The following is a 21,493-nucleotide window of genomic DNA, read 5'->3' on the forward strand; positions in this document are numbered from 1 at the left end:
CTGCCATGGCGGCCGAATCATTTCTTGTCATTGGCGTTCGCCGCAGCGCCGGCCGAGGAGAACCCGAGCCCCGTCTCGTCGAACTTGAAGCGCAGGCGGATGTACGCGCCCTTGCTGGTGTACTCGTTGGCCGTGAGGTCGCGGTCCTTGAGGCCGACGAAGTTGTAGCCGGCCGACACCCACAGGTCCTTCATGACCTGGTAGCCCACCTCGGCGCCCACCGTCTTCTGCAGCGCACCGCCCTTGCCGTAGAGCAGGCCGGCCTGGATGCCGAAGTCCCAGTCCTTGTCGATGTCCTGCGTGTAGCGCGCCTGCAGCAGGTGGGCCCAGTAGGTGCTCCTGAGCCAGCCGTCGTCGGCGCGCGACCACTTGGCCGCATAGCGCCCGTTGATCACGGTGCCGGGCCGCGGGTTGTAGTTGAGGTGGGCCGAGACGATGTCGGCGCTCGTCGTGCCGGGCAGGCTGGCGTTGCCCGAACCCGCGCCGAAGACGCTCGAACCGTCGAGCGCGCCGGTCGAGCTGCCCGTGCCCACCACGCGCTCCGAGCGGCGCTCGTAGCGCATCAGCGCGTTCCAGCTGTCGCTGTCGACCGGGCGATAGGCCAGGCCGATCTGGTGGCGCGCGAGGTGATGCGCGTTGCCGGCGTTGGTGCCCTGCCCTTCGCTGTCGCTCATCACGCTGCGCGCGAGCAGGCTCCACGAGCGGTCGATCTTGTAGCCGAAGCCGGCGCTGAAGAGCCGCGTGTTCGCATCGTCGCCGCGGCGGCCTTCGAGCACGCCGCTCGCCTTGATGCGCTCGGCGATGTATTCGACACCGCCGGTGATGGCCGTCGACTGGCCGAGGCCGCCCGCATAGCCGGTGCCGGTGTTGCCGCTGTTGTGCAGGCCGCCGAGCTGGCGCGTGTGCTCGATGCCGCCGGTCAGGCGCCACTGGTCGTTGAGCTTGAAGGTGTTGCGCACGCCGGTGGCCGCCTGCGCGGCGCGGCCGTCGATGCTGTCGGCCAGGCGGTACTCGCTGTACACGCGCCCGCCTTCCATGTAGCTGCTCTCGATGCCGAGGATGCCGACGTTGTTCGACCCGGTCGTGCCGAGTTCGTCCTGGCTGTAGAGGCTGGAGACCAGCTCGTAGCGGCCGTAGATGCGCGTCTTGTCGGTCACGGCATAGTTGCCGCCGACGGCCAGCACATGGCGGCCGGACTTGCGGATGTCCTGCTCGCCCTCGACGAACACGTTGGCCTGCGGCAGGCCCGGCACCTGGGCCGACAGGCGCGCGCGCACGGTCGTCAGGTCTTCGGCGTTCGCATTGGCGGTGGCTGCGGCGCCCAGCGCGGTGACGTTGCTGGCGCCGACGCCGCTGCCGAGGTTGCCGCTGTAGGTCGAGATCTGGCCGTAGTCGAAGCCCGAGCTGGTGCCCAGGCCCGCGCCGCTCTGGCCGTGGCGCAGGCCCACTTCGGCGGCCATTTGCTCGCCGAATTTCTTCTGCACGCTGGCGGTGAAGCCGCGGCGGCTGCCGCCCAGCAGCGCGTCCTGGCTGTAGAGCGCTTCGCCACGCACCGCGGTGGTGGCGTCGATGCGGTACTCGGCGCGCGCGGAGCCCTCGGTGCGGCCGGCCGAGAAGCTTGCGCCGGGGTTGTCGAAGCCGGTGCTGGTCTTGCTTGCGAGCGCGACCACGGCGAGGTCTTCGGTCTGGTGGCGCAGCTCGACGCGGCCGCCGCTGCCCTTGCCGTTCTTGTCGGACTCGGTGCGCACCCACTCGCCGGCCATGGTGGTGTTGTCGCCCAGGCGCGCCACCGCGGTGAGCGCGCCGAGCTTGCGGCGGTTCTCGGGGTTTTCGTCGGTGCTCGCGACCACGCCGAGCTGCAGGTTGTCGCCGACCTTCACCTGCACGTCGGTGCCGGCCACGTTGAACTTCGGCCCGCCGGCGTCGACCTCGTAGGTCACGCGGATCGACTGCGGATTGAGGTTCGCATCGACCGACGAGATCGCATGCGTGAACAGGATGCGGCGCGTGAGCGGCTCGATCGTGTAGTCCACGAAGCGCGCCACCGTCGTGCGCTGCAGCACCAGGTTGGGCTGGTTGCGGTCGCGCACCACGACCTCGACCTGCTCGCTGTTGTCGACGAACTCGCCGCCCGTGGCGCTCAGGTAGTACGGGCCCGATGTGCCGACCGCGCGGAACTCTTCCACCTGCTGCGTCTGCGCGGTGCGCGAGAAGAAGCTGGTGGCGCGCACGTTGCCGTCGTCGTACACATGCTTCAGGCCGGTGAGCGCACGGTTGTTCTGGCTCAGGTTGCGCACCTCGGTGCTGCTGGCGGTCGTGAAGTCGCCGTACAGCAGGTAGGAGCGGTTCTTGTCGATGCGCACGTAGAGCTTCTGCGTGCTCTGCGCGTCGAAGCCCTTGACCGACGAATCGCCGTAGACGGGATAGAACTCGTCGGGCCGGATGTCGCGGAACAGGCGGTCGTCGCGCGTCTTGTTCGAGTCGTAGGCGGCGGTCAGCAGGTACTCGCCCTTGACGGTGCCCTTGAAGAAGAAGGCGGTGCGGGCGGCGGCCCGGCGGTTCTTGCTCTCGTCGGCCAGGCCGGTGAGTTCCGCCTCGAAGGCGGCGCCGGCGGGCATCGCACCGAGCGGCACGCCGCCACGCCTGGTGAGATCGAGCACGCCCTCGACGATGCCCACGCCGATCATCGGCCGCATCTCGGGCAAGAGCGCCAGGCGCACTTCCTTCACGAAGCTGCCGGCCGTCACGCGCAGGCGGGCATCGCCGGGTTCGCCGGGCGGCAGCAGGCGGAACTCGGCCACGCCGCCTTCCATGAACACCTGCGTGCCGGGCTCGGCGGGGTTCAGGTCTTCGTCGAGCCAGCGGCCGCGGTCGGTTTCGAGCGTGAGCTGGGTGCGTGCGGTCACGGGCACGCCGGCCGCATCGGTCAGGCGCACCTTCACGATCACGGGCGTGCGCAGGTCGGCCTTCGCCGATTCGGGCACCTCGATCCGGATCGCGCCGAGCTGGTCGGGCGCGATCACGCTGATCTGCTGCGCGGCGCCGCGCGCGTTGCCGAAGGGGTCCACGCCCTCGAGCTGCAGGCGGTTGGCGCCGGGCTGCAGCACCACGCCGATGTATTCCCAGGCGCCGAGCTTCTTGCCGGCCAGCGCGGTCTTCTTGCCGACGCGGCGCTCCTCGATGGCCTTGCCGTTGACGGTGAGGCGCAGCGCCAGGCCGGCCTCGCCCTTGACGCGCACGTTGACCGACCGGCCCGGCAGCGTGTCGCCGTCCTTCAGGTCGATGAAGCCGAGGGCGTTGCCTTCGATCTGCGGCAACAGGGCTTCGAGCTCGATCGGGCTGGGCACGGCCTGCGGCAGCAGCGGCGCCACCGCGTTCTGGCGCGGCTCGAGCATGGCGGTGTTCGTGTTGACCGGGCGGCTCGCGAATGCGCCCACGCCGGTGGCGCCGCCGCCCATGGCCGACGCGCCCTGCACATTGGTGGGCAGGCCGTTCAGCGCCGCGAACAGGCTGCCTGCGGGCGTGGGCGCCGGTGCCGCACCGGCGCCGAGCGTGCCGCTCAGGGTGCCCGATGCGCCGTTGACGAAACTGCTGGCGTTGGCGGGCGGCACGGGCATCGCGATCAACGGGGCCGAGTTGGCGAGCGTGGAGCCGGTGCCGCCCGTACTGCCTGTACTTCCTGTAGCCAGCGCCTGGCCGCTGGCGGGCAGCGAGCGCACGTCGCCCACCGGCACGATCTTGCCTTCGGGGTCGAGGCGCATGCGCACCTGCGCCTCGGCTTCGGTGTCGGGAATGGCGGCGATGGCTGCACGGCGTGCCACCACCTCGGCCATCACGCCCGGCGTGTCGCAGTTGGCGACGGCGAAGTTGGCCTTGTGGAACTCGCCCTTCTTCAGGTCGACGAAGCGGCTCTCGGGGCGGCCGGCATTGCGGTTGTCGAGCGCCTCGAGCCGCGCGCCGGCGGGCAGCGTGGTCTGGTCGACGCGCAGCACGTGGGTGATCGGCTTCAGGCCGTAGAGGCTCCACTTGCCTTCCACGTCGGTGATGACGTGGGTGCCGTCTTCCATGTAGAGGCGCACGCCGGGCACGCCGATTTCGCTGATCTCGTTGCCGCCCTCCTGCCGCCCGTCGCGCTTGCAGTCCATGTGGACCTTGCCGAACAGGAAGGCGTCGTCGGAAAACACGCCGCCGGTCACGCGCACGGTCCAGTTGGCCAGGTTCGACTGCATCGGACCCGAACTCGCACGGGCGCGATTGACGGCGTCGCCATTGGTGGGCGCGCCCACGCCGATGCGCACGCGGTAGCGCACCGTGGCCGACTGGTCCACGCCCAGCGCCAGCGCCGGGTAGTCGAAGACCAGCTGCGGGCCCGCGCCGCCGGCCGGGTTGACCGCGGCCGAACCGTTCAGGCGCGCGCTGTTGGCCACATAGGCAAAGCCCGGCGGCAGGGTGTCGGCCAGGCGCACGCCGGTGACCGGAAAGCCCGTCTTGTTGGTGACGACCAGCGCGTAGTCCATGAAGTCGCCGAACTCGACCTGGCGCTTGCTGCCTTCCTTGCGCAGCACCAGCCCGAGCACATTGCCCGGGTCGAGCGGGATGTGGTTGTGCACCACGTCGCAGGCGGCGCCGGATGCATCGAAGCCCGCGTTGACCGAGAAGTAATAGGTGGTCGGGTCCGCGCCCTGCGGCGGGCCGGCATTGGGTGCGATGGCGCCGCAGCTGTTGAAGGTGCCGGCCGTGGCCGGAATGAGCTGCGACGGCGCCACGTAGCCACTGGCCGCGGGCGGCACCACGCCGAGCGCATAGGTGCAAGAGCCGGTGACCGGCGGCGACTGCAGGAAGAACTGGTAGCCGCCGTCGGCGCCGGTGACCATGGAGACGCTGCCGTTGGCGTTGACCGTGTAGATGCCCGACGAGCCGCCATACAGCTCTTCCGCGGTGATCGGCGTGACCGGCCCGCTGCTGCACGACTGGCGCGTGAAGGTGACGACCGCGCCGGCCACGGGCTGGCGCGTGACGGCGTTGTAGACCGTGCCCTGCGGGTCGGCCAGCAGCGACTGCGCCGAGCTGGCGCTGGCCACCACCAGCATGGCCGGCGTGACGTTGACGGTGTTCTGGTCGAAGGCCGCAGCCCAGGCCTTGTTGGTGAGCGCCATGCGGCCGCCCACGACACCGGGCTTCTGCGTGATGCGCACGGTGAAGGAGAGTTCTTCGCTCTGGCCCGGCGCGAGCGCACGGCTGCCGTCGGTGACGCTCAGCACCGCTTCGGTCGGCAGCCTGAAGGGATCGCTGCTGGCGAGCGCTTCGCGGTCGCAGGTGGCACGGCCCGTGAAGCCGCCCGCGGCATGGAGGATGCCGTTGCGCGCCTTCGGCGGACCGGCCAGTTCCCAGGCGGCAACGAGGCCGTCGGGCTTGTCCATGTCGAAGGTGCAGTTGAGGTTGTCGATGAGGCGCAGGTTCGGCGCCGAGGCCACGCCGGTGTTGCTCACCTTGAGGCGGTAGTCGAGCTCGTACACGCCCTGCGACACGCGCCGCGGCGCCGAAGCGGTCTTCACCAGCGTGAGCGCGGGCAACTGCGTGGACACCGGCGTGGGCGAACTGTCGTTGTTCGGATTGCCGTCGCCGTCGGCGTCGGGGTTGCCGCCGTTGACCGAGTCGTCGAAGGCCACCGGCGGGCCGCCGGCCGTGAGCGCACCCTGGGCGCGCACGGTGTTGTAGAGCGTGCCGGCGCGGCCGCCGATGTTGAAGCGCACATCGAAGCGCACGGTGAACTGCGCACCCACCGGCAGCACGGCACCGGGCGCCAGCAGGTTCTGCGCGGCGGCGGTGCCGTTGAACGCGCCGTCGGTCGCGACCACGGTACCGCCCACGCCGTTGCCCTGGTTGCTCGCGATGGCCAGCGAGCCGGGCACGATGGTGTACTGGTTGGCGGCAGGCACCGCCGCCGAGGTGAAGCTGCCGAACTGCGTGGCACCGCTGCCTTCGAGCACGTCGGTCGCCTGCACGCCGTAGAGCCACACGGCGCCGTAGTTGCGCACATTGACGCTGAAGCTCACGGTGGCGGTGCCGTCGAGCTGGCCGTCGGTGCCGCGGTTCAGGCGCGGCGTCGAGGCCGCCTTGGCCACGCCGATGCGGCTCTGGCTGGAGGTGATGACCACCGTGTTCGACGGCGACATCGCGGGCGCCGCGCCGTCGTTGTAGTAGCTCTGCGCGGTGTTGCGGATGTCGCCGCTCTGGTCGGCCTTGACCTGCACCGCGAACTGCATGGCGATCGATGCGTTGCGCGACAGCGCAGTCGGCACGCCGATGGCCACTTCGACGGCCGAGGCGTCTTCGGCGGTACGGTAGCTGAAGTCCGGATCGCCCGGCAGGCGGAACAGCCGCACCGCGCCGGCCGCCGTGCTTTGCAGGCTGCCCGCGATGTAGCGCGTGCCCGCGGGCACGAGGTCGCGCACCAGCAGCAAGGGGGTGGGCGTGCCGTTCACCAGCACCGGCGTTCCGGCGGGTGCGGCGGTGTTGCCGGGGCGTGCGTCGCGCGCGCCGATGTTGGTGCCCGACACGGTGAAGTCGATGCGCGTGGTGCCTGGAACCACGAAGCCCGGATAGCTCGCGGACTTGGTGATGGCCAGCACCGCCACGTCGCCCACCGTGACGGTGTCGCGGTTGACGGCACTGAGTTTCTGCAGCGCGGTGGTGGCGGTGAGCGCCACGCAGGCATTGCCGCTGGCCGCGGCAGGGATGGTGCCCTGCACCAGCAGCGCTGCGGTTTCGCCGGACCGCAGCGCGATGGCACCGCCGGCGCCGAGCGGCAGCACCGGGTCGGCTGCGTCGACTACGCCGTTGTTGTTGGTGTCGCGCACCACGCGCAGCGCCGACAGGTCGAGCGCACCGGCCGGGCAGCCCGCGCCGCTGTTGACGAGTCCGATGGTGTAGCTCGACGGCACATTGCCGGTGTTGGCGAGCAGGTGGCTCAACGTGACCACGGCGGCCGGCGGCCGGCTGACGGACTGGTCCTGCGTGAGCACCAGCGCCTCGACCGGCAGCACATTGGCGCTGACGCCGTTGGAGCTCGCCGTCTCGGTCTGCGACAGGCCGGCCGGCACGTAGGTGGCGGTGGCGACGTTGCGGATCACGGTGCCGCCGGGCGGGGGCGCGGCGTGGGCGGCGGTTCCGGCGAGCGTGCAGCCGAGGACAGCCATCGCCACGACGGCTGCGGCCATGCCGCCTCGCCATCGTTGCGAGCAGGTGCTCAGATACGCCAGAAGAAATTGCACGCCACGAACCTTCCGTCGGCCCGCGCGCGGCGCGGGCCGTCAAAACTCAAAGAACTTTTTCCTTTGCCGCCTGCTGGACAGGCGCGGTCGCGTGCTGCGTGGAAGCGGCAAGGGAAAAAGGCGAGGTACGCCGACAGGCGGCGCCTCGCGAAAGCCGGCGGACCCCGAGGCCCGCCGGCGACTCAAACCCTTGTCGTTTACTGGTTGATCTTCACGGCGAAGGTCAGCGTGACCGTGCCGCTCGGGGCCACGGTGTTGGAGGTACTGCCGCACTTCACCGAGGTGGCGGTCGGCAGATAGGCGACCGGCGTGCCAGTCACGCCGGTCGAAGCGCACTGCGTTGCAGGCTGTGCGGAGCTCAGCGTCGTGTACGGAGGCACCGCATCGTTGATGGCGATATTGGTGATCGATGCCGTGCCTTCGTTGGTGGCGACGACCTTGTAGACGATGCACTGGCCGGGCTTCAGCGTCAGCAGTGTTGCTGCGAACGCGGATGGGTCATCCGCCACGCCGTCACAGTTGGCATCGGCAGCTTGTGTCTTGACGACACGGATCTGACCGGTGATGACTGTGCTGATGTCGGTGGCCGACGGTGCGCCGCAGCTCGCCGCGCCGCTGAAGGTCGCTGTCACGGTCGTGGTGTCGGTCACACCGGCGCTGGCACCGCCAGGTGCGAACACGCGCACCAACAGCTTCTGCTTGGCACCCACGGGCAAGTCAGCTATGGGACCCGTCACCAGCGTATCGCCGGCATTGATCTGACCGTCGTCGTTGACGTCGAGGTAGATCGATGTAGTCCAGCCGAGCGCGGCGTCGGCCGCCGGCACGGTGGCCGTCAGCGTGTAGGCGCCGCAGCTCTGGCTGCCGGTGTTGGTCAGCGTATGCGGGTACACCACGGTGCCGCCCGGTGCAACCTGGCCGCTGTTGTTCGGCGTGAGCGTGGCGCTCAGCGTCTGTGCAGCGGTCACGGTCACGGCGTCGGTCTTCGTGTCAGAGACGATCACACCGGTCGAAGCTGTGACGGTGGATTGCACGTGGAAGTAGATCTTCTGCGCGGTGACAGGCGATTGCGTGGCAGGCGGCGTCACGCAGGCACCAACCTCCTGCTGCTGACCTGCATTGACGGCCAGGCTGCCGGTCAGGGCGGGGGAGGCGCAGCTGCCGCCTGCGGCCACGAATTTCACGGTCCAGCCAGCAGGCAGGGTGCCGGGGAAACTGGTCGACTGGCTGGCTGCGAAGTTGTAGCTGTTGGGCGTCGAGTCGTTGTTCTTGACGAACAGCTTGAAGGTCGTTCCTGTGCCGGCTGGCGTCGCGTTGATCGTGGTTGGGTCCGGGCTCGGGCCGGGGCCCAGGTCGCCGTTGCCCAACGAGCCCGTGCCCGTACCGACGTCCGTGTTGGTCAGGTCGACCAGCGAACCGACGACCTTCTCCACCGTGTCGCGCACAGCATCGAACTTGCTCGTGTCGGCCGAAGAACGGCCCGTCACGATGGCCGTGAAAGGCGTCGTGCCCACCGCTGTGGTGGCCGGCACGTTGGCTTGAACCTGGAAGCTGAAAGTTCCGCCTGCCGGGATTGGCCCGGTGTCGGGCACGCCGTCACCCGTGGTATCGAGCAGCGGCGTCACGCCATCAGCCGCGAAGAACGTGAAGGTCGTGCCGGCAGGGAACGCGGTGTAGCCCGATGGCACCACGGTGCTCACCGTCAGATTCGCCGTGTCCGTGGCATTGCCGGTGTTGAACACGTTTTGTACGAACTTGACGCTGCCGCCCGCGACCACCGAAGGCTGCTTTTTCGTGTCGGCATCAGTGGTGTTTGGCGTACCGGGCGTCGTGTCGACGGATGCCGTGGCGGAAGCGGAGGCGTGGTCGGTACCCAGGACGATGCCGTAGCTCGCAAGCACGGTGTAGACCGCCGGATTGGTGCTGGAGTTGACCGCGCCGATCGCTGACGCGCTGGCCGTGGGCGAATCCGCCGGGTTGAATCTGGCCACGTTGGTCGTGGTCGACGTACCAATTGCTGCCGTGCTGTTCACCAGGGCAACGAAGCTCACGGTCTGCGTCACGTTCTGACCCAGCGACTTGATCACGACATTCACGGTGTTGCCGCTGGCGAGAAAGTCGATGCCGGGTTGGCCGGAGATTTCGTCGCCGTTGGCCAACCCCTTGCCGGGCAGGCTGCTCCACACAGCGGAGCCCGTGACGTAGGTCATGCCGGTGGGCAGCGTGTCGGACATCGCCAACTTGCCAGGAGCGCCGCCCGTGTTGTTGAAGGTCAATGTGTAGACCGTGTACTTGCAGGTCGCGCTGGAATTCAGACCGGATGCCCAGGCCGTGGCGCAGTTCGTTCCAGTCGTCCGCGCACTGCTGCTGCTCGGAAGCGGCCATGCGCCATCGCCAGGGAGGGGGGCGCTCACTGCCGGAATGCCGATCGCCTTGGTGATGCTGAACGCCGCCGCTGTCGTCAGCTTGATGTCGTCCTTGACGGCCGCCGAGGTGTTCGACGCAGCGTACAGCGCCGGAGTACCGGGGGTGGCGGTAATGGTGGCCGTGTCGAAAGTGACGGGGGTTGTGCTGGCACCACTGGCCGTTCCGGGGATCGTGTAGGCCACGACGAAGCTGAACACACCATTGTTGCCGGCCACGGTCTGTACGGGAACATCGCAAGTAGCCGCCCCCGTGGCGGTGCAAAGGTTCGTGGTGCTGTCGGGCACGCCGTCGCCGTTGGCATCCGCGTAGACCTCGACCTTGGAGAACTTGTCCGTGTCGGCATCGATCTTGATCGCGAAGGTGTCGCTGCCGTTGCCGGTGTTGATCAACGTATGCGGTGCGTAAACCGTCGAGCCCACCGCACCGATCTTGGTGTTGACAACCGTGGTGGTAAGGCTGCCAACCGAGTCGAGCGTGAACGACCCTACCTGCTGAACCGTGGTCTGAACCAGGTTGGACGTGGCCAGTTGGGTGGTGCCGGCCGCGTCGGAGTAAGTGGCTGAAGCCTGGTTACCGATGACGGTATTGGCTGGTGGTGCGGCGGCCAGTGCGGCTGAACTTCCGAACAGGAAGCCCAGCGTCAAGGCTGCGGCGCCGGCCCACGACGCAGGCGGCATGAAGCCGCTGCTGCGCCGGGTTGGCAGGGTGGAAATCACGTGGTTTCTCCTCGGTTGTCAAAAAGGGGCGGGAACATGAAAAAACCCGGCTGCCGTGTTTCGTTGCTCGAAATCGCGGTGGCCGGGTTGCACTCGAAAGAATCGGATGGCACGGTGAAAGGGGCGAAGCGCCGGATCAGCGCGCAGCGCCGGACGCGGCCTGCACCGCCGCCGCGGGCGGTGGCACGGCCACCTCGACCTTGGCGCGCGCGCTCACGGCGGTGCTGCCGTTGGCGGGTAGCTGGCCCAGCGTCCAGCGCAGCGACCGGTAGTCGGCATAGGGCACCGGCTCGGTCTTGTTGCCGGCTGCCTTGCGCATCAGCGGCTCGGGGCCGAACACGGCGTCCTTGGTCGCGGCCTGCACCAGGCTGGCGCCCGGCTTGGCGCTGCGCGGCTGGTACTCCAGGCCTTCGGGAATCGGAAGATCCGCCACCAGGCCGGTGACCGGCTTGCCGGTGTTGTTGGTGTAGGTAGCCCGGTACTCGACGATGTCGCCGGGCTTGACCGAACTGGCATCGACCAGCTGTTCCTTGCCTTGCGCGTCCTTCACCACCTTGGACTGGGTGAGGACGACGGCAACGGCCTTCTTCTGGGCGGCCTGGGCGGCGGCAGGTGCGGACTGGGCCGCGGCAGCGCCGGCGAAACCGGCCAGCGCGGCCAGCAGGAACGCGCAGGCGCCCAGGCTGGAAATGCGGAAATTCAGGATTTGAGTCGGTTTTTCAATGAACATGGTTGCTCCGGATTCAAGACACGCAGGCGTCCACCCCGGCGCATGCCGGTGATGAAATTAGCGGCTCGGGCCGCGGGAAGGAATCGCCGGCATTGCAGGCGCCGGCATTGGAATGAGCGATCGACGCCTTTCCGATTTGCATCGGGGCAGGCACCACCCTCAGGACTGCTGCGATTTCTCTGTCGCGTTCAGTCGGGTCTCAACTTGTTATCAATTATCTCTTTTTGGTTACGAAGTGTAGGCAAGAATGAATGCTTTCGTATCCATCAAATCCGACAACCCGCCATTCGGAACGACAGTTCCGTTTTCGACAACTGCAGGCCGAAAACCGCACTTTCCCCTCTGAAGGCCGTGCGAAACGGCCGCCCACGCGCCCGCCGCGGCCCCGGTTGGGACGCAGAAAAAAGTGGTAGGAAGATCGGGCCCGGCTCAGCGCTGCGAGCCCGGTGCCTCTGCCTGCATCAAGAAGGCTTGAAAATATTCAAGACGTAATCGACAAAAACCTTGATCTTTGGAGAATTGCGGCGCGACGGCAAATACACGAGATTGATCTCCTGCGGCTTCAATTTGACCGACGGCAACACAGGAACCAGAAGTCCGCTGTCGATATGCGATTGGGCGAGCGACAAAGGAAGCAGCCCAATTCCTTTGCCCGCTATTGTCAATTTCAGGATCAATTCCAGATCGTCCGACTGGAATACGCTGCCCACCCGCACCCGGTGGATCTTGCCCGTGGTCGAAAGGCTGACTTCCTTTTTGCGCCCCTCGCCCTCGGTGACCAGGAAGGCATGCGACGCCAGATCGGGCAGGTCCTCGATGACGGGGTGCGCTGCAAGGTAGTCCGGGGCGRCGCACAGCACCATCGGCTCGCTCTTCAGGTGGCGCGCCACCATCTCGTCGCAGCCCTCCCGGCCACGCCGGATGGCCACGTCGGCTTCGTCCTGGAACAGGTCGGCCCGGTCGTTGCCCGTTTCGACCACGACCTCGAGCTGCGGATGGGCGGCCATGAAATCGGGCAGATGCGCCCCCAGCACCTCCCTGCCGTAGTAGTGAGGGACCGCCACGCGCAGCCGCCCGCCCACCGCGCCGCTGCCGGAGGACAGGTTCAGCATGACGTCGTCGAGGATGGTCAGCACATGCTGGGCCGCGACCAGGAACTCCCGGCCTTCCTCGGTGAGCACGAAGCGCGTGGACCCGCGATGCAGCAGCAGGTGTCCGACCGTCGCCTCCAGCCGCTGGAGCTGGCGCGATGCGGACGCCTTGGGCACGTTCAGCACATCGGCGGCCGGCGTCAATCCTCCGAGTTGGGCGGCTTTGGTAAAAAGCCGGACGTCCGACAAAGAAAAATCCTTCATTTCAACTTCCGGGTGCTCCGTCTGTTTTTCCCTGAACGCTCGTTTCGGCGTTTCGGCGTTTCGGGCGGCCGCGCCGCCCCGCAGGTCAGGCACCCTACGCAATGAACGAGTGGCCTTTGGTTTCATTTTTAGTCAACAAGACAAGATTTGTTAACTTTTGCAACAATATTTCACCGATTCGGGAATAGTTCACTGTTCGGCGGCAGTCATGTGAATCGCGCTTGCAGAATCCTCGGGGTTTGGGGCTTGAACGCGGCCGAATTGGGTGGCGCTTCCATCCGTGCACGGCCCCTGGTCTTGCATTTGGGTCACAATTCATCCAATCATTGAATGAATAGGTGCCACACCGATGCTCGCCCAAGCCCCACGAACCTCGCTCGCAGACAGCGCCGCGAACAGCATCCGCGCCGAAATCGCGGACGGCCGCTGGGCCATCGGCTCCCGAATTCCCATCGAACCGCAACTCGCGCAGCTGCTGGGCGTGAGCCGCGGCACGGTGCGCGAAGCGGTCAAGACGCTGGTGTCGCGCGGGCTGCTCGAAGTGCGCCAAGGATCGGGCACCTATGTGCGCTCGGGCTTCGACCCTTCTTCCTGCCTGCAGAAGATGCGGCTCGCCAGCCTGCGCGACCAGTTCGAAGTGCGCCGCGCGCTCGAAGTCGAGGCCGCACGGCTCGCCGCACTGCGCCACACGGCCCGCGACCTGCGCCGCCTGCAGACCCTGCTCGACAAGCGCGGCATGCCGGACGCGGCCGACGGTGGCGCCGCTTTTATCGAGCGCGACCTCGCCTTCCACCTCGCCATTGCCGACATCTCGGGCAACCTCGCGCTCGCCGAGACCTGCCGCTTCATCAGCGGCTACATCAAGGAGACGATCGCAAGCAGCATGGGCACCAGCCTGCCCGAGCCCGACGAGGCCGCGCACCGCGCCATCGTCGAAGCCATTGCCAGCCGCGATCCCGACCGCGCCGCCGCCGCCGTGCGCGGCTTCATGGCGCCCATGCTCAACACGCTGGCCCTGGGCACCGCATGAGTTCGATGCCCCTGCCTGCCGGTGCCGCCGCCGCACACCGCGCCCCGCCTTCGCACTTCGGCACCACCGAAGAGCTGCTGATCGACGCCGAGGTCGACAGCCAGCCCGCGCCGCGCCCCACGCCCGCCCCCAGCCTGGGCCGCCGCATCCTGCTTGGCGCCAGCGTGGTGCTGATCGCCTTCAACCTGCGGCCCGTGTTCGCGAGCCTCTCGGTCGTGCTGCCCGAGATCATCAAGGCCACCGGCCTCTCGGCCACGGCCGCCAGCCTGCTGACCACGCTGCCGATCGTCTGCCTGGGCCTCTTCGCGCCGCTGGCGCCCTGGCTCGGCCGCCGCTTCGGCACCGAGCGCACGCTGCTCGGCTGCATGCTGCTGATCCTGGTCGGCACGGTGCTGCGCGGCACCGGCAGCATCCCGCTGCTGTTCCTGGCCTCGGCCATTGCGGGCAGCGGCATCGCGGTATCGAACGTGCTGCTGTCGGGGCTGGTGAAGCGCGACTTCGCGAAGCAGGTGGCGCTGATGATGGGGCTCTACACCATGGCCGTGTGCGGCGGCGCCGCCAGCGCCGCGGGCCTCACGGTGCCGCTCGAGCATGCGCTGGGCGGCGGCTGGACCTCTGCCCTGGCCATCTGGGCGGTGCCGGCCCTGCTGGTCACGCTGATCTGGGCGCCGCAGGCCCTGCCGCTCAAGCCGGTCGCGAGTGAATCGGGCTTCACCGTGCGCGGCCTCTGGCGCGACCGGCTGGCCTGGCAGGTCACGCTCTTCATGGGGCTGCAGTCCGCCCTCGCCTACATCGTGATGGGCTGGCTTGCGCCCATCCTGCGCGAGCGCGGGCTCGGCGGCGAGACGGCCGGCTACGTGGTGTCGCTGTCGGTCATGACGCAGGTGGTGACCTGCCTCGTGGTGCCGGCCCTGGCCGTGAGGCTGCGCAACCAGCGCGGCCTTGCCGTGGCGCTCGCGATGTTCACCGTGACGGCCATGCTGGCGATGCTGTTCGCGCCGCTGCCGGGCGTGTGGCTGTGGGCCGTGCTGCTGGGCATCGCGCAGGGCGGCACCTTCGCGCTGGCCCTCACGATGATCGTGCTGCGCTCGCGCGATTCGCACATCGCTGCGCACCTCTCGGGCATGGCCCAGGGCGTGGGCTACATGGTGGCCGCGTTCGGGCCGTTGCTGGCCGGCCTGCTGCACGGATGGACCGGCAGCTTCCGCGCCTCGGCCTGGCTTTTCATCGGACTGGGCATCGCGCTGGTGATCGCCGGGCTCGGGGCCGGGCGCACGATGCACGTGGGTGCAGTGACCATCGCGAAGCACTGAGCGGACCCGCCGCCCCGGGGCGCGCAGGAGAACGGTTCAGGCGTTCCGGCCACGTAAAGTCGGGGGCACCCCATGACCGCTTCTCCCCCTCCCCTCCTCCAGCTCCAGGCACTGACCTTCGCCTACCCCGGCCAGCCCGCGATCGCCGCCGGCTGGAGCGCATCCATCGGCCCGGGCGTCACGCTGCTGCATGGCGACACCGGCACCGGCAAGTCGGCGCTGCTTCAGGTGATCGCCGGCATGCTGCCCGCCACGGGCCGGCTGGCGGTCGCGGGGGTGCGTCTCGACGCCTCGCCCGAGGCCTATCGCCGGAACGTGTTCTTCGTCGAACCGGCGACGGACCGGTTCGACCAGGTCACCGCGCGGGAATGCACCGCGACACTCCGCGAGGGCGACGCGCACTTCGATGCGGACCGATGGCAAGCCTTGGTCGAGGGTTTTGCCCTGACCCCGCACCTCGACAAGAAGATGTTCATGCTCTCGACCGGCTCGAAGCGCAAGGTCTGGATGGCGGCAGGGCTCGCGTCGGGCCGACCGCTGGTGCTGCTCGACGAGCCGACGGCCGGGCTCGATGGCCCGTCGACGCGCTGCCTGTGGGCCGCGCTCGCGGGCTTCGCCGGACGGCCGGGGCAGGCCGTCGTTGTCGCGAGTTCGGCGCCCGTCGACGCCGTGCCGCTCGCGCAGACCATCGGGCTGCCGCTTCGCTGACGCGCGGCTTCAGGCCGCGTCGAAGCTGGTGCTGCGGCTCACCGGCTCCCAGGCCTCCATGTCCTTCAGCAGCGCTTGCGCATGCGCGCGCACCGCATCGACCGCGTCGTCGCCCAGCTGCAGCCGCAGCGGCGTGTGTTGCGCATTCAGTGCGCGTTCGATGGCCGCCGCGGCCTTGCGCGGATCGCCGGCCTGCGTGTTGTGCATCGAACGCGCGAACTCGCGCGTGGCGCCCACGACCGGCTGGTAGGCCTCGATCACCGGCATGTGGCGCATGCCGCTGCCCGCGAGCTGCGTGCGGAACTGGCCCGGCTCGACGATCAGCACCTTCACGCCGAAAGGCGCCACCTCCTGCGCCAGCGCTTCGGAGGCGCCCTCCAGCGCGAACTTGGAGGCCGAGTACGCGCTGAAGCCCGCAAACGACAGCTGCCCGCCCAGGCTGGAGATGTTGACGATGGCGCCCGAACGCTGCGCGCGCAGCACCGGCAGCGCGGCCCGCGTGACCGCCATCGCGCCGAAGAAGTTGGTGTTCATCAGCGCGCGCAGTTCGGCGTCGGGGGTTTCCTCGAGCGCGCCGACCACGCCGTAGCCCGCGTTGTTGATGAGCACGTCGATGCGGCCGAAGCGCGCCACCGCGGCCTGCACGGCGACTTCGGCGGCGCCGGCCACGTCGACGTCGAGCGGCGCGGCCAGCACCCGTTCGGGCGCGAGCGCCACCAGGTCAGCGAGGCGGGCGGCATCGCGGGCGGTGGCGACCACGTTGTGGCCCTGCGCCAGCGCGTGCGCGGCGAAGGCGTGGCCGAAGCCGGAGGCGGCGCCGGTGATGAACCAGGTTTGGGCGGTGCGGGTGGCGTTGGACATGACGGTGGCTCCTTCGTGGGTTGCGGCTTGCGGCCGGGGCATGGCGTGACTATTCCCGCAATTTTATTCATCGACTAGATGGTTCAAATCGAATACACCTTGCGATACGATGCATGAATGGACCGCACCCTGCTTCCGCATCTCGCGATCGTGCTGGCGGTGCACCGGCGCGGGGGCTTCGCGGCGGCCGCCGCCGAACTGGGCATGAGCGCCTCGGCCGTGAGCCATGCCGTGCGCGCCGTCGAAGACCACCTGGGCCAGCCGCTTTTCGCGCGCACCACGCGCAGCGTGCGGCTCACCGAGGCCGGCGCGGGCTTCATCGGCATGCTCGGCCCCGCCATGGGCGAAATCGCCGATGCCGTCGACCGCTTCGGCGAAGCGCTCGGGCGCGTGGGCGGCGTGCTGCGCATCAATGCCCCGCACGTGGCGCTGCCGCTGGCCATCACGCCGATGGTGGCCGAGATGTCGCGCCGCCACCCCGAACTCGTGATCGAGATCGCTTCCGACGACGGCTTGGCCGACATCGTGGCCGGCGGCTACGACGCGGGCGTGCGGCTCGGCCACACGGTCGCGCAGGACATGGTTGCGGTGCGGCTCACCCCGCCGTTCCAGGCCATCATGGTGGCCACGCCGCGCTACCTGGCGGCGGCCGGCGAGCCGCGCAACCTTGCCGCGCTGGCCAGGCACAACTGCATCGGCTTCCGCTTCGTGACCTCGGGCGGCGTGTACGCCTGGGACCTGCGCGACAAGGGTGCCGACGTGGCCGTCGAGGTGAAGGGCACGGTGCGCGTCACCAACGCGCTGTATGCCCGGGAACTGGCGCTGGCCGACGTCGGCATCGCCTACATCTTCGAGCCGCTGGTGCGCGCCGAGCTGCGCGAGGGCCGGCTGCGGCAGCTGCTGCCCAAGTCCGCCTTCGACGAGCCGGGGCTTTTCCTGTATTTCCCGCGGCGGGCGGCCCAGGCGCCGAAGTTGCGCGCTTTTGTCGACCTGGCGCGGGAAATGCTCGCAGCCCCAACGAGCCGCCCGCCCTCTTAAGACGCCCCCAGGCGGGGTCTTCAGGGGCTGGCCGGCCAATCCCCGGCTCGCCCGGGCGACAATCGGGGACTCCGGCCACCAGAACCAGCCGGAAGTCCCTGCCACCCGACCCCTCAGCTTTACGGAAGCAAGCGCATGAGCACGAAGCAACCCACCATCGTCTACACCCTCACCGACGAGGCGCCCCTGCTGGCGACCTTCGCGTTCCTGCCCATCGTGCGCGCCTTCACCGCGCCGGCCGGCATCAACGTCACGACGAGCGACATTTCCGTCGCGGCCCGCATCCTGGGCGAGTTCCCCGAATTCCTGAGCGACGCACAGAAAGTGCCTGACAACCTCGCCGAACTGGGCAGGCTCACGCTCCAACCCGACGCCAACATCATCAAGCTGCCCAACATCAGCGCCTCGGTGTCCCAACTCAAGTCGGCGATCAAGGAGCTGCAGGACAAGGGCTACAAGATCCCCGATTACCCCGAGAACCCGACCACCGACGAGGACAAGGACATCCGCGTTCGCTACAACAAGTGCACCGGCAGCGCGGTGAACCCGGTGCTGCGCGAGGGCAACTCCGACCGCCGCGCGCCCAAGGCGGTGAAGGAATACGCGCGCAAGAACCCGCACAGCATGGCCGACTGGAGCCAGGCCTCGCGCTCGCAMGTCTCGCACATGCACGGCGGCGACTTCTACCACGGCGAGAAGTCCATGACCCTGGACCGCGCGCGCAACGTCAAGATGGAACTGCTGACCAAGAGCGGCAAGACCGTCGTGCTCAAGTCCAAGGTCGCGCTGCTGGACCGCGAGGTCATCGACTCCATGTTCATGAGCAAGAAGGCGTTGCTGGCCTTCTACGAAAAGGAGATCGAGGACGCGCACAAGACCGGCGTCATGTTCTCGCTGCACGTCAAGGCCACCATGATGAAGGTCTCGCACCCCATCGTGTTCGGCCACTGCGTGAAGATCTTCTACAAGGACGCCTTCGAGAAGCACGGCAAGCTGTTCGACGAGCTGGGCATCAACGTCAACAACGGCATGGTCGATCTCTACAACAAGATCGCCGCGCTGCCCCAGAGCACGCAGGACGAGATCAAGCGCGACCTGCACGCCTGCCACGAGAACCGCCCCGAACTGGCCATGGTCGACTCGGCCAAGGGCATCACCAACTTCCATTCGCCCAACGACGTCATCGTGGACGCCTCCATGCCCGCGATGATCCGCAACGGCGGCAAGATGTGGGGCGCCGACGGCCGCCTGAAGGACGTCAAGGCCGTGATGCCCGAGTCCACCTTCGCCCGCATCTACCAGGAGATCATCAACTTCTGCAAGTGGCACGGCGCCTTCGACCCCAAGACCATGGGCACGGTGCCCAACGTGGGCCTCATGGCCCAGAAGGCCGAGGAGTACGGCTCGCACGACAAGACCTTCGAGATTCCGGAGGACGGCGTCGCCAACATCACCGACCTGGACACCGGCGAGGTGCTGATGAGCGAGGATGTGGAGCAGGGCGACATCTGGCGCATGTGCCAAGTCAAGGACGCCGCGATCCGCGACTGGGTGAAGCTGGCCGTCAACCGCGCGCGCAACTCCGGCATGCCGGTGGTGTTCTGGCTCGACGCCTACCGCCCGCACGAAGCGCAGCTGATCACCAAGGTCAAGATGTACCTGCACGAGCACAACACCTCGGGCCTGGACATCCAGATCATGAGCCAGGTGCGCGCCATGCGCTACACACTCGAGCGCGTCGTCCGCGGCCTGGACACCATCAGTGCCACCGGCAACATCCTGCGCGACTACCTGACCGACCTGTTCCCCATCATGGAGCTGGGCACCTCGGCCAAGATGCTGTCCATCGTGCCCTTGATGGCCGGCGGCGGCCTGTACGAGACCGGCGCGGGCGGCTCGGCCCCCAAGCACGTGCAGCAACTGGTCGAAGAGAACCACCTGCGCTGGGATTCGCTCGGCGAATTCCTCGCGCTGGCCGTGAGCCTGGAAGACCTGGGCCTGAAGACCGGCAACGCCCAGGCCAAGATCCTGGCCAAGACGCTGGACACCGCGACCGGCAAGCTGCTGGACAACAACAAGAACCCGTCGCCCAAGACCGGCCAGCTGGACAACCGCGGCAGCCAGTTCTACCTGGCCATGTACTGGGCCCAGGAACTGGCCGCACAGACCGACGACAAGGCGCTGCAGGCCAAGTTCAAGAAGCTGGCCGAGACGCTCACCGCCAACGAACAGAAGATCGTCGACGAACTCTCGGCCGTGCAGGGCAAGGCCGTGGACATCGGCGGCTACTACCTCGCGGACAAGGAAAAGTTCGAGGCGGTGATGCGTCCGAGCGCGACGCTCAACGCGGCGCTGGCGACGGCGCAGGCTTGAGAAAACCCGCCGCGTGGGCAAGCCCGTCATGAAGAAGCTCTGGCTGCTTCCCGCCGCGCTGGCCTTCGCCGGCGCGGTCCACGGTGCCGAGAACTGCGAGGCGCTGCGCGCCCAGATCGAATCGAAGATCAGCGCGGCCGGCGTCACGCGGTTCGCGGTGCTCACCGTCGATGCCAACGCGCCAGCGGCTGGCCAGGTGGTGGGCAGCTGCGAGCTCGGCACCAAGAAGATCGTCTATCAGCGTGAAGATGGATCGGCACCGGGTGCAGCGCCGGTGCCCCCGCGCTCGCCCGAGGACGACAGCATCCTGACCGAGTGCAAGGACGGCACCGTGTCGGTCGGCGGCGACTGCAGGAAGTAGCAACGATGGCTGACAAGATCCTGGTGTTCTATGGCTCGTACCGCTCGGACCGCATGGGCATACGTCTCGCGGACTACGTGGTGGCAGGCCTCGGCGCGCGAGGCGCCGAGGCGGAGCTGATCGACGCCAAGGCGGTCGACCTGCCGATGCTCGACCGCATGTACAAGGAATATCCGAAGGGCACGGCGCCTGCGGCCATGGAAGCACTGGCGCAGAAGATCCGCAACGCGGACGGCTTCGTCTTCGTGACCGGCGAATACAACTGGGGGCCGCAGCCCGGGTTGAAGAATCTGACGGACCACTTTCTCGAAGAGTGGTTCTGGCGGCCGGCCGCTGTCGCCAGCTATTCGGCGGGGCGGTTCTCAGGCGTTCGCTCGGGCACGATCTGGCATTCGATCCTGTCGGAGATGGGGATGGTGGTGGTGTCGAGCACGCTGGCGGTGGGGCCGATTTCCCAGACGCTGGATGCGCACGGGAAGCCGATCGGCAGTGCAGGGGAATCGCTGGAGCGGTCGTTCGGGCGGTTTGCCGATGACCTGGCCTGGTGGACCGAGGCGGCGCGCGCACAGCGGGCGCGCAAGGCGCCGCCCTACTAGCTAACGCAGGCCGGCAAGCACTTCAGCCATCTTCTTCAGGGCTGCTTCCGGCGTCGGCTCGATGTGGATCGAACAGGCCAGCATGAGGTTCAGCGGCTGGCCGAAGTCTTCGACCGCGATGCCGGTGCCGCTCTCGCGCAGCACGCCGCTCGCGTCGTGCCCGCATTGCAGCGCTGACCGTGCCCGGTCCGCATAGCTGCCCGCGGGCACGCCATAGGCCACGACGGGAATCCCCAGCGCCACCGCGGCGCCAACCTCGAACACCGTGCCGGAATCCGGCTCCAGCCCTCTGAAGGATGCGAGGTTCGCCACCACGCCGTCTGCGCTGCGAAGGCGCTGCATGTTGGCTTCGTAGATCTGCTTCTCCGGCGCTTCGAGGCTCTGGTCCTCGTTGCCGTCGGCCGGCAGCAGCGCCACCAGGCCCAACGCTTCGCAAGCCGCCGTGAGCCGCATGAAATGGTCCCTGGCATCCGGACGAAAGACGTCCGGGCCGGCGAGGTAGATCCGGGGGCGCGTCGGGTTTTCAGGTGCTTCGGGCATCGAAGCGCATCTTAGATGGGGCGTTCGGCTGCGCAACCACTCCATTGCATCGCGTAACGCCTTGGCCGACATCCGTGGCCGGTCCCTTGTCCAGAAACAGGCAAGAACTCGACAGGAGCCATATAACGCCGCGAAAGCACGACGCGGCGCTGAGAGCCGCGAGGGCCGCCG

Annotated in this window: 13 protein-coding genes; 7 read left to right on the forward strand and 6 right to left on the reverse strand. The window is 68.1% G+C overall.

All coding sequences use genetic code 11. The annotated features are described in order from the left end of the window. Window positions 1–17 precede the first annotated feature (17 nt). From AC1DXX_RS11610 to AC1DXX_RS11625, 4 genes are all read right to left on the reverse strand, one after another. A complete protein-coding gene (locus AC1DXX_RS11610) occupies window positions 18–7,220 on the reverse strand; it encodes a hypothetical protein (RefSeq protein ID WP_478134337.1) in 7,203 nt (2,400 codons plus the stop codon). Between the two features lie 251 nt (window positions 7,221–7,471). Further along, on the reverse strand, window positions 7,472–10,417 hold the full coding sequence (locus AC1DXX_RS11615; protein ID WP_478134338.1) for a beta strand repeat-containing protein: 2,946 nt from the start codon (window positions 10,415–10,417) through the stop codon (window positions 7,472–7,474). Between the two features lie 136 nt (window positions 10,418–10,553). Next, on the reverse strand, window positions 10,554–11,147 hold the full coding sequence (locus AC1DXX_RS11620) for a hypothetical protein (RefSeq protein ID WP_478134339.1): 594 nt from the start codon (window positions 11,145–11,147) through the stop codon (window positions 10,554–10,556). Window positions 11,148–11,608: 461 nt separating this feature from the next. After that, the gene (locus tag AC1DXX_RS11625; protein WP_478134340.1) at window positions 11,609–12,628 is read right to left on the reverse strand and encodes a LysR family transcriptional regulator; all 1,020 of its coding nucleotides are present in this window, start codon (window positions 12,626–12,628) and stop codon (window positions 11,609–11,611) included. 223 nt (window positions 12,629–12,851) lie between these two features. On the opposite strand from AC1DXX_RS11625, the gene AC1DXX_RS11630 reads away from it, so the two are divergent. The 3 genes from AC1DXX_RS11630 (at window position 12,852) to AC1DXX_RS11640 (ending at window position 15,553) form a co-directional block, all read left to right on the forward strand. Then, window positions 12,852–13,532 (forward strand): FadR/GntR family transcriptional regulator, encoded by a 681-nt coding sequence (locus AC1DXX_RS11630; protein WP_478134341.1) that lies wholly within the window; start codon window positions 12,852–12,854, stop codon window positions 13,530–13,532. After that, entirely contained in the window at window positions 13,529–14,845 is a 1,317-nt protein-coding gene (locus AC1DXX_RS11635; RefSeq protein WP_478134342.1) for a CynX/NimT family MFS transporter, read from the forward strand. The genes AC1DXX_RS11630 and AC1DXX_RS11635 overlap by 4 nt, the downstream gene beginning before the upstream one ends. Before the next feature lie 72 nt (window positions 14,846–14,917). After that, on the forward strand, window positions 14,918–15,553 hold the full coding sequence (locus AC1DXX_RS11640; RefSeq protein ID WP_478134343.1) for an ABC transporter ATP-binding protein: 636 nt from the start codon (window positions 14,918–14,920) through the stop codon (window positions 15,551–15,553). A 9-nt stretch (window positions 15,554–15,562) separates the two neighbouring features. Here the strand turns inward: AC1DXX_RS11640 and AC1DXX_RS11645 are convergent, their stop codons facing one another. Continuing rightward, entirely contained in the window at window positions 15,563–16,414 is an 852-nt protein-coding gene (locus tag AC1DXX_RS11645) for an oxidoreductase (protein WP_478134344.1), read from the reverse strand. Window positions 16,415–16,531: 117 nt separating this feature from the next. Here AC1DXX_RS11645 and AC1DXX_RS11650 point away from each other — a divergent pair, with 117 nt between their 5' ends. The 4 genes from AC1DXX_RS11650 (at window position 16,532) to AC1DXX_RS11665 (ending at window position 20,782) form a co-directional block, all read left to right on the forward strand. Further along, on the forward strand, window positions 16,532–17,452 hold the full coding sequence (locus AC1DXX_RS11650) for a LysR family transcriptional regulator (protein ID WP_478134345.1): 921 nt from the start codon (window positions 16,532–16,534) through the stop codon (window positions 17,450–17,452). A gap of 135 nt (window positions 17,453–17,587) precedes the next feature. After that, the gene (locus AC1DXX_RS11655) at window positions 17,588–19,825 is read left to right on the forward strand and encodes an NADP-dependent isocitrate dehydrogenase (RefSeq protein ID WP_478134346.1); all 2,238 of its coding nucleotides are present in this window, start codon (window positions 17,588–17,590) and stop codon (window positions 19,823–19,825) included. A 13-nt stretch (window positions 19,826–19,838) separates the two neighbouring features. Then, the gene (locus AC1DXX_RS11660) at window positions 19,839–20,186 is read left to right on the forward strand and encodes a DUF1161 domain-containing protein (protein ID WP_478134347.1); all 348 of its coding nucleotides are present in this window, start codon (window positions 19,839–19,841) and stop codon (window positions 20,184–20,186) included. A 5-nt stretch (window positions 20,187–20,191) separates the two neighbouring features. After that, window positions 20,192–20,782: an NADPH-dependent FMN reductase gene (locus tag AC1DXX_RS11665; RefSeq protein WP_478134348.1), complete on the forward strand. Its 591-nt coding sequence runs from the start codon at window positions 20,192–20,194 to the stop codon at window positions 20,780–20,782. On the opposite strand, the gene AC1DXX_RS11670 is transcribed toward AC1DXX_RS11665, so the two are convergent. Next, window positions 20,783–21,322 (reverse strand): nucleoside 2-deoxyribosyltransferase, encoded by a 540-nt coding sequence (locus AC1DXX_RS11670; protein WP_478134349.1) that lies wholly within the window; start codon window positions 21,320–21,322, stop codon window positions 20,783–20,785. Between the last annotated feature and the right edge of the window lie 171 nt (window positions 21,323–21,493).

The organism is Variovorax sp. P4_B10 (assembly GCF_056402375.1).

What these genes read in the sequence shown, in the direction of transcription:
- AC1DXX_RS11610 (WP_478134337.1), bottom strand. Translation starts at nt 7,220, where the DNA reads ATGGCCGCAGCCGTCGTGGCGATGGCTGTCCTCGGCTGCACGCTCGCC.
- AC1DXX_RS11640 (WP_478134343.1), top strand. Translation starts at nt 14,918, where the DNA reads ATGACCGCTTCTCCCCCTCCCCTCCTCCAGCTCCAGGCACTGACCTTC.
- AC1DXX_RS11630 (WP_478134341.1), top strand. Translation starts at nt 12,852, where the DNA reads ATGCTCGCCCAAGCCCCACGAACCTCGCTCGCAGACAGCGCCGCGAAC.
- AC1DXX_RS11645 (WP_478134344.1), bottom strand. Translation starts at nt 16,414, where the DNA reads ATGTCCAACGCCACCCGCACCGCCCAAACCTGGTTCATCACCGGCGCC.
- AC1DXX_RS11670 (WP_478134349.1), bottom strand. Translation starts at nt 21,322, where the DNA reads ATGCCCGAAGCACCTGAAAACCCGACGCGCCCCCGGATCTACCTCGCC.
- AC1DXX_RS11635 (WP_478134342.1), top strand. Translation starts at nt 13,529, where the DNA reads ATGAGTTCGATGCCCCTGCCTGCCGGTGCCGCCGCCGCACACCGCGCC.
- AC1DXX_RS11620 (WP_478134339.1), bottom strand. Translation starts at nt 11,147, where the DNA reads ATGTTCATTGAAAAACCGACTCAAATCCTGAATTTCCGCATTTCCAGC.
- AC1DXX_RS11665 (WP_478134348.1), top strand. Translation starts at nt 20,192, where the DNA reads ATGGCTGACAAGATCCTGGTGTTCTATGGCTCGTACCGCTCGGACCGC.
- AC1DXX_RS11650 (WP_478134345.1), top strand. Translation starts at nt 16,532, where the DNA reads ATGGACCGCACCCTGCTTCCGCATCTCGCGATCGTGCTGGCGGTGCAC.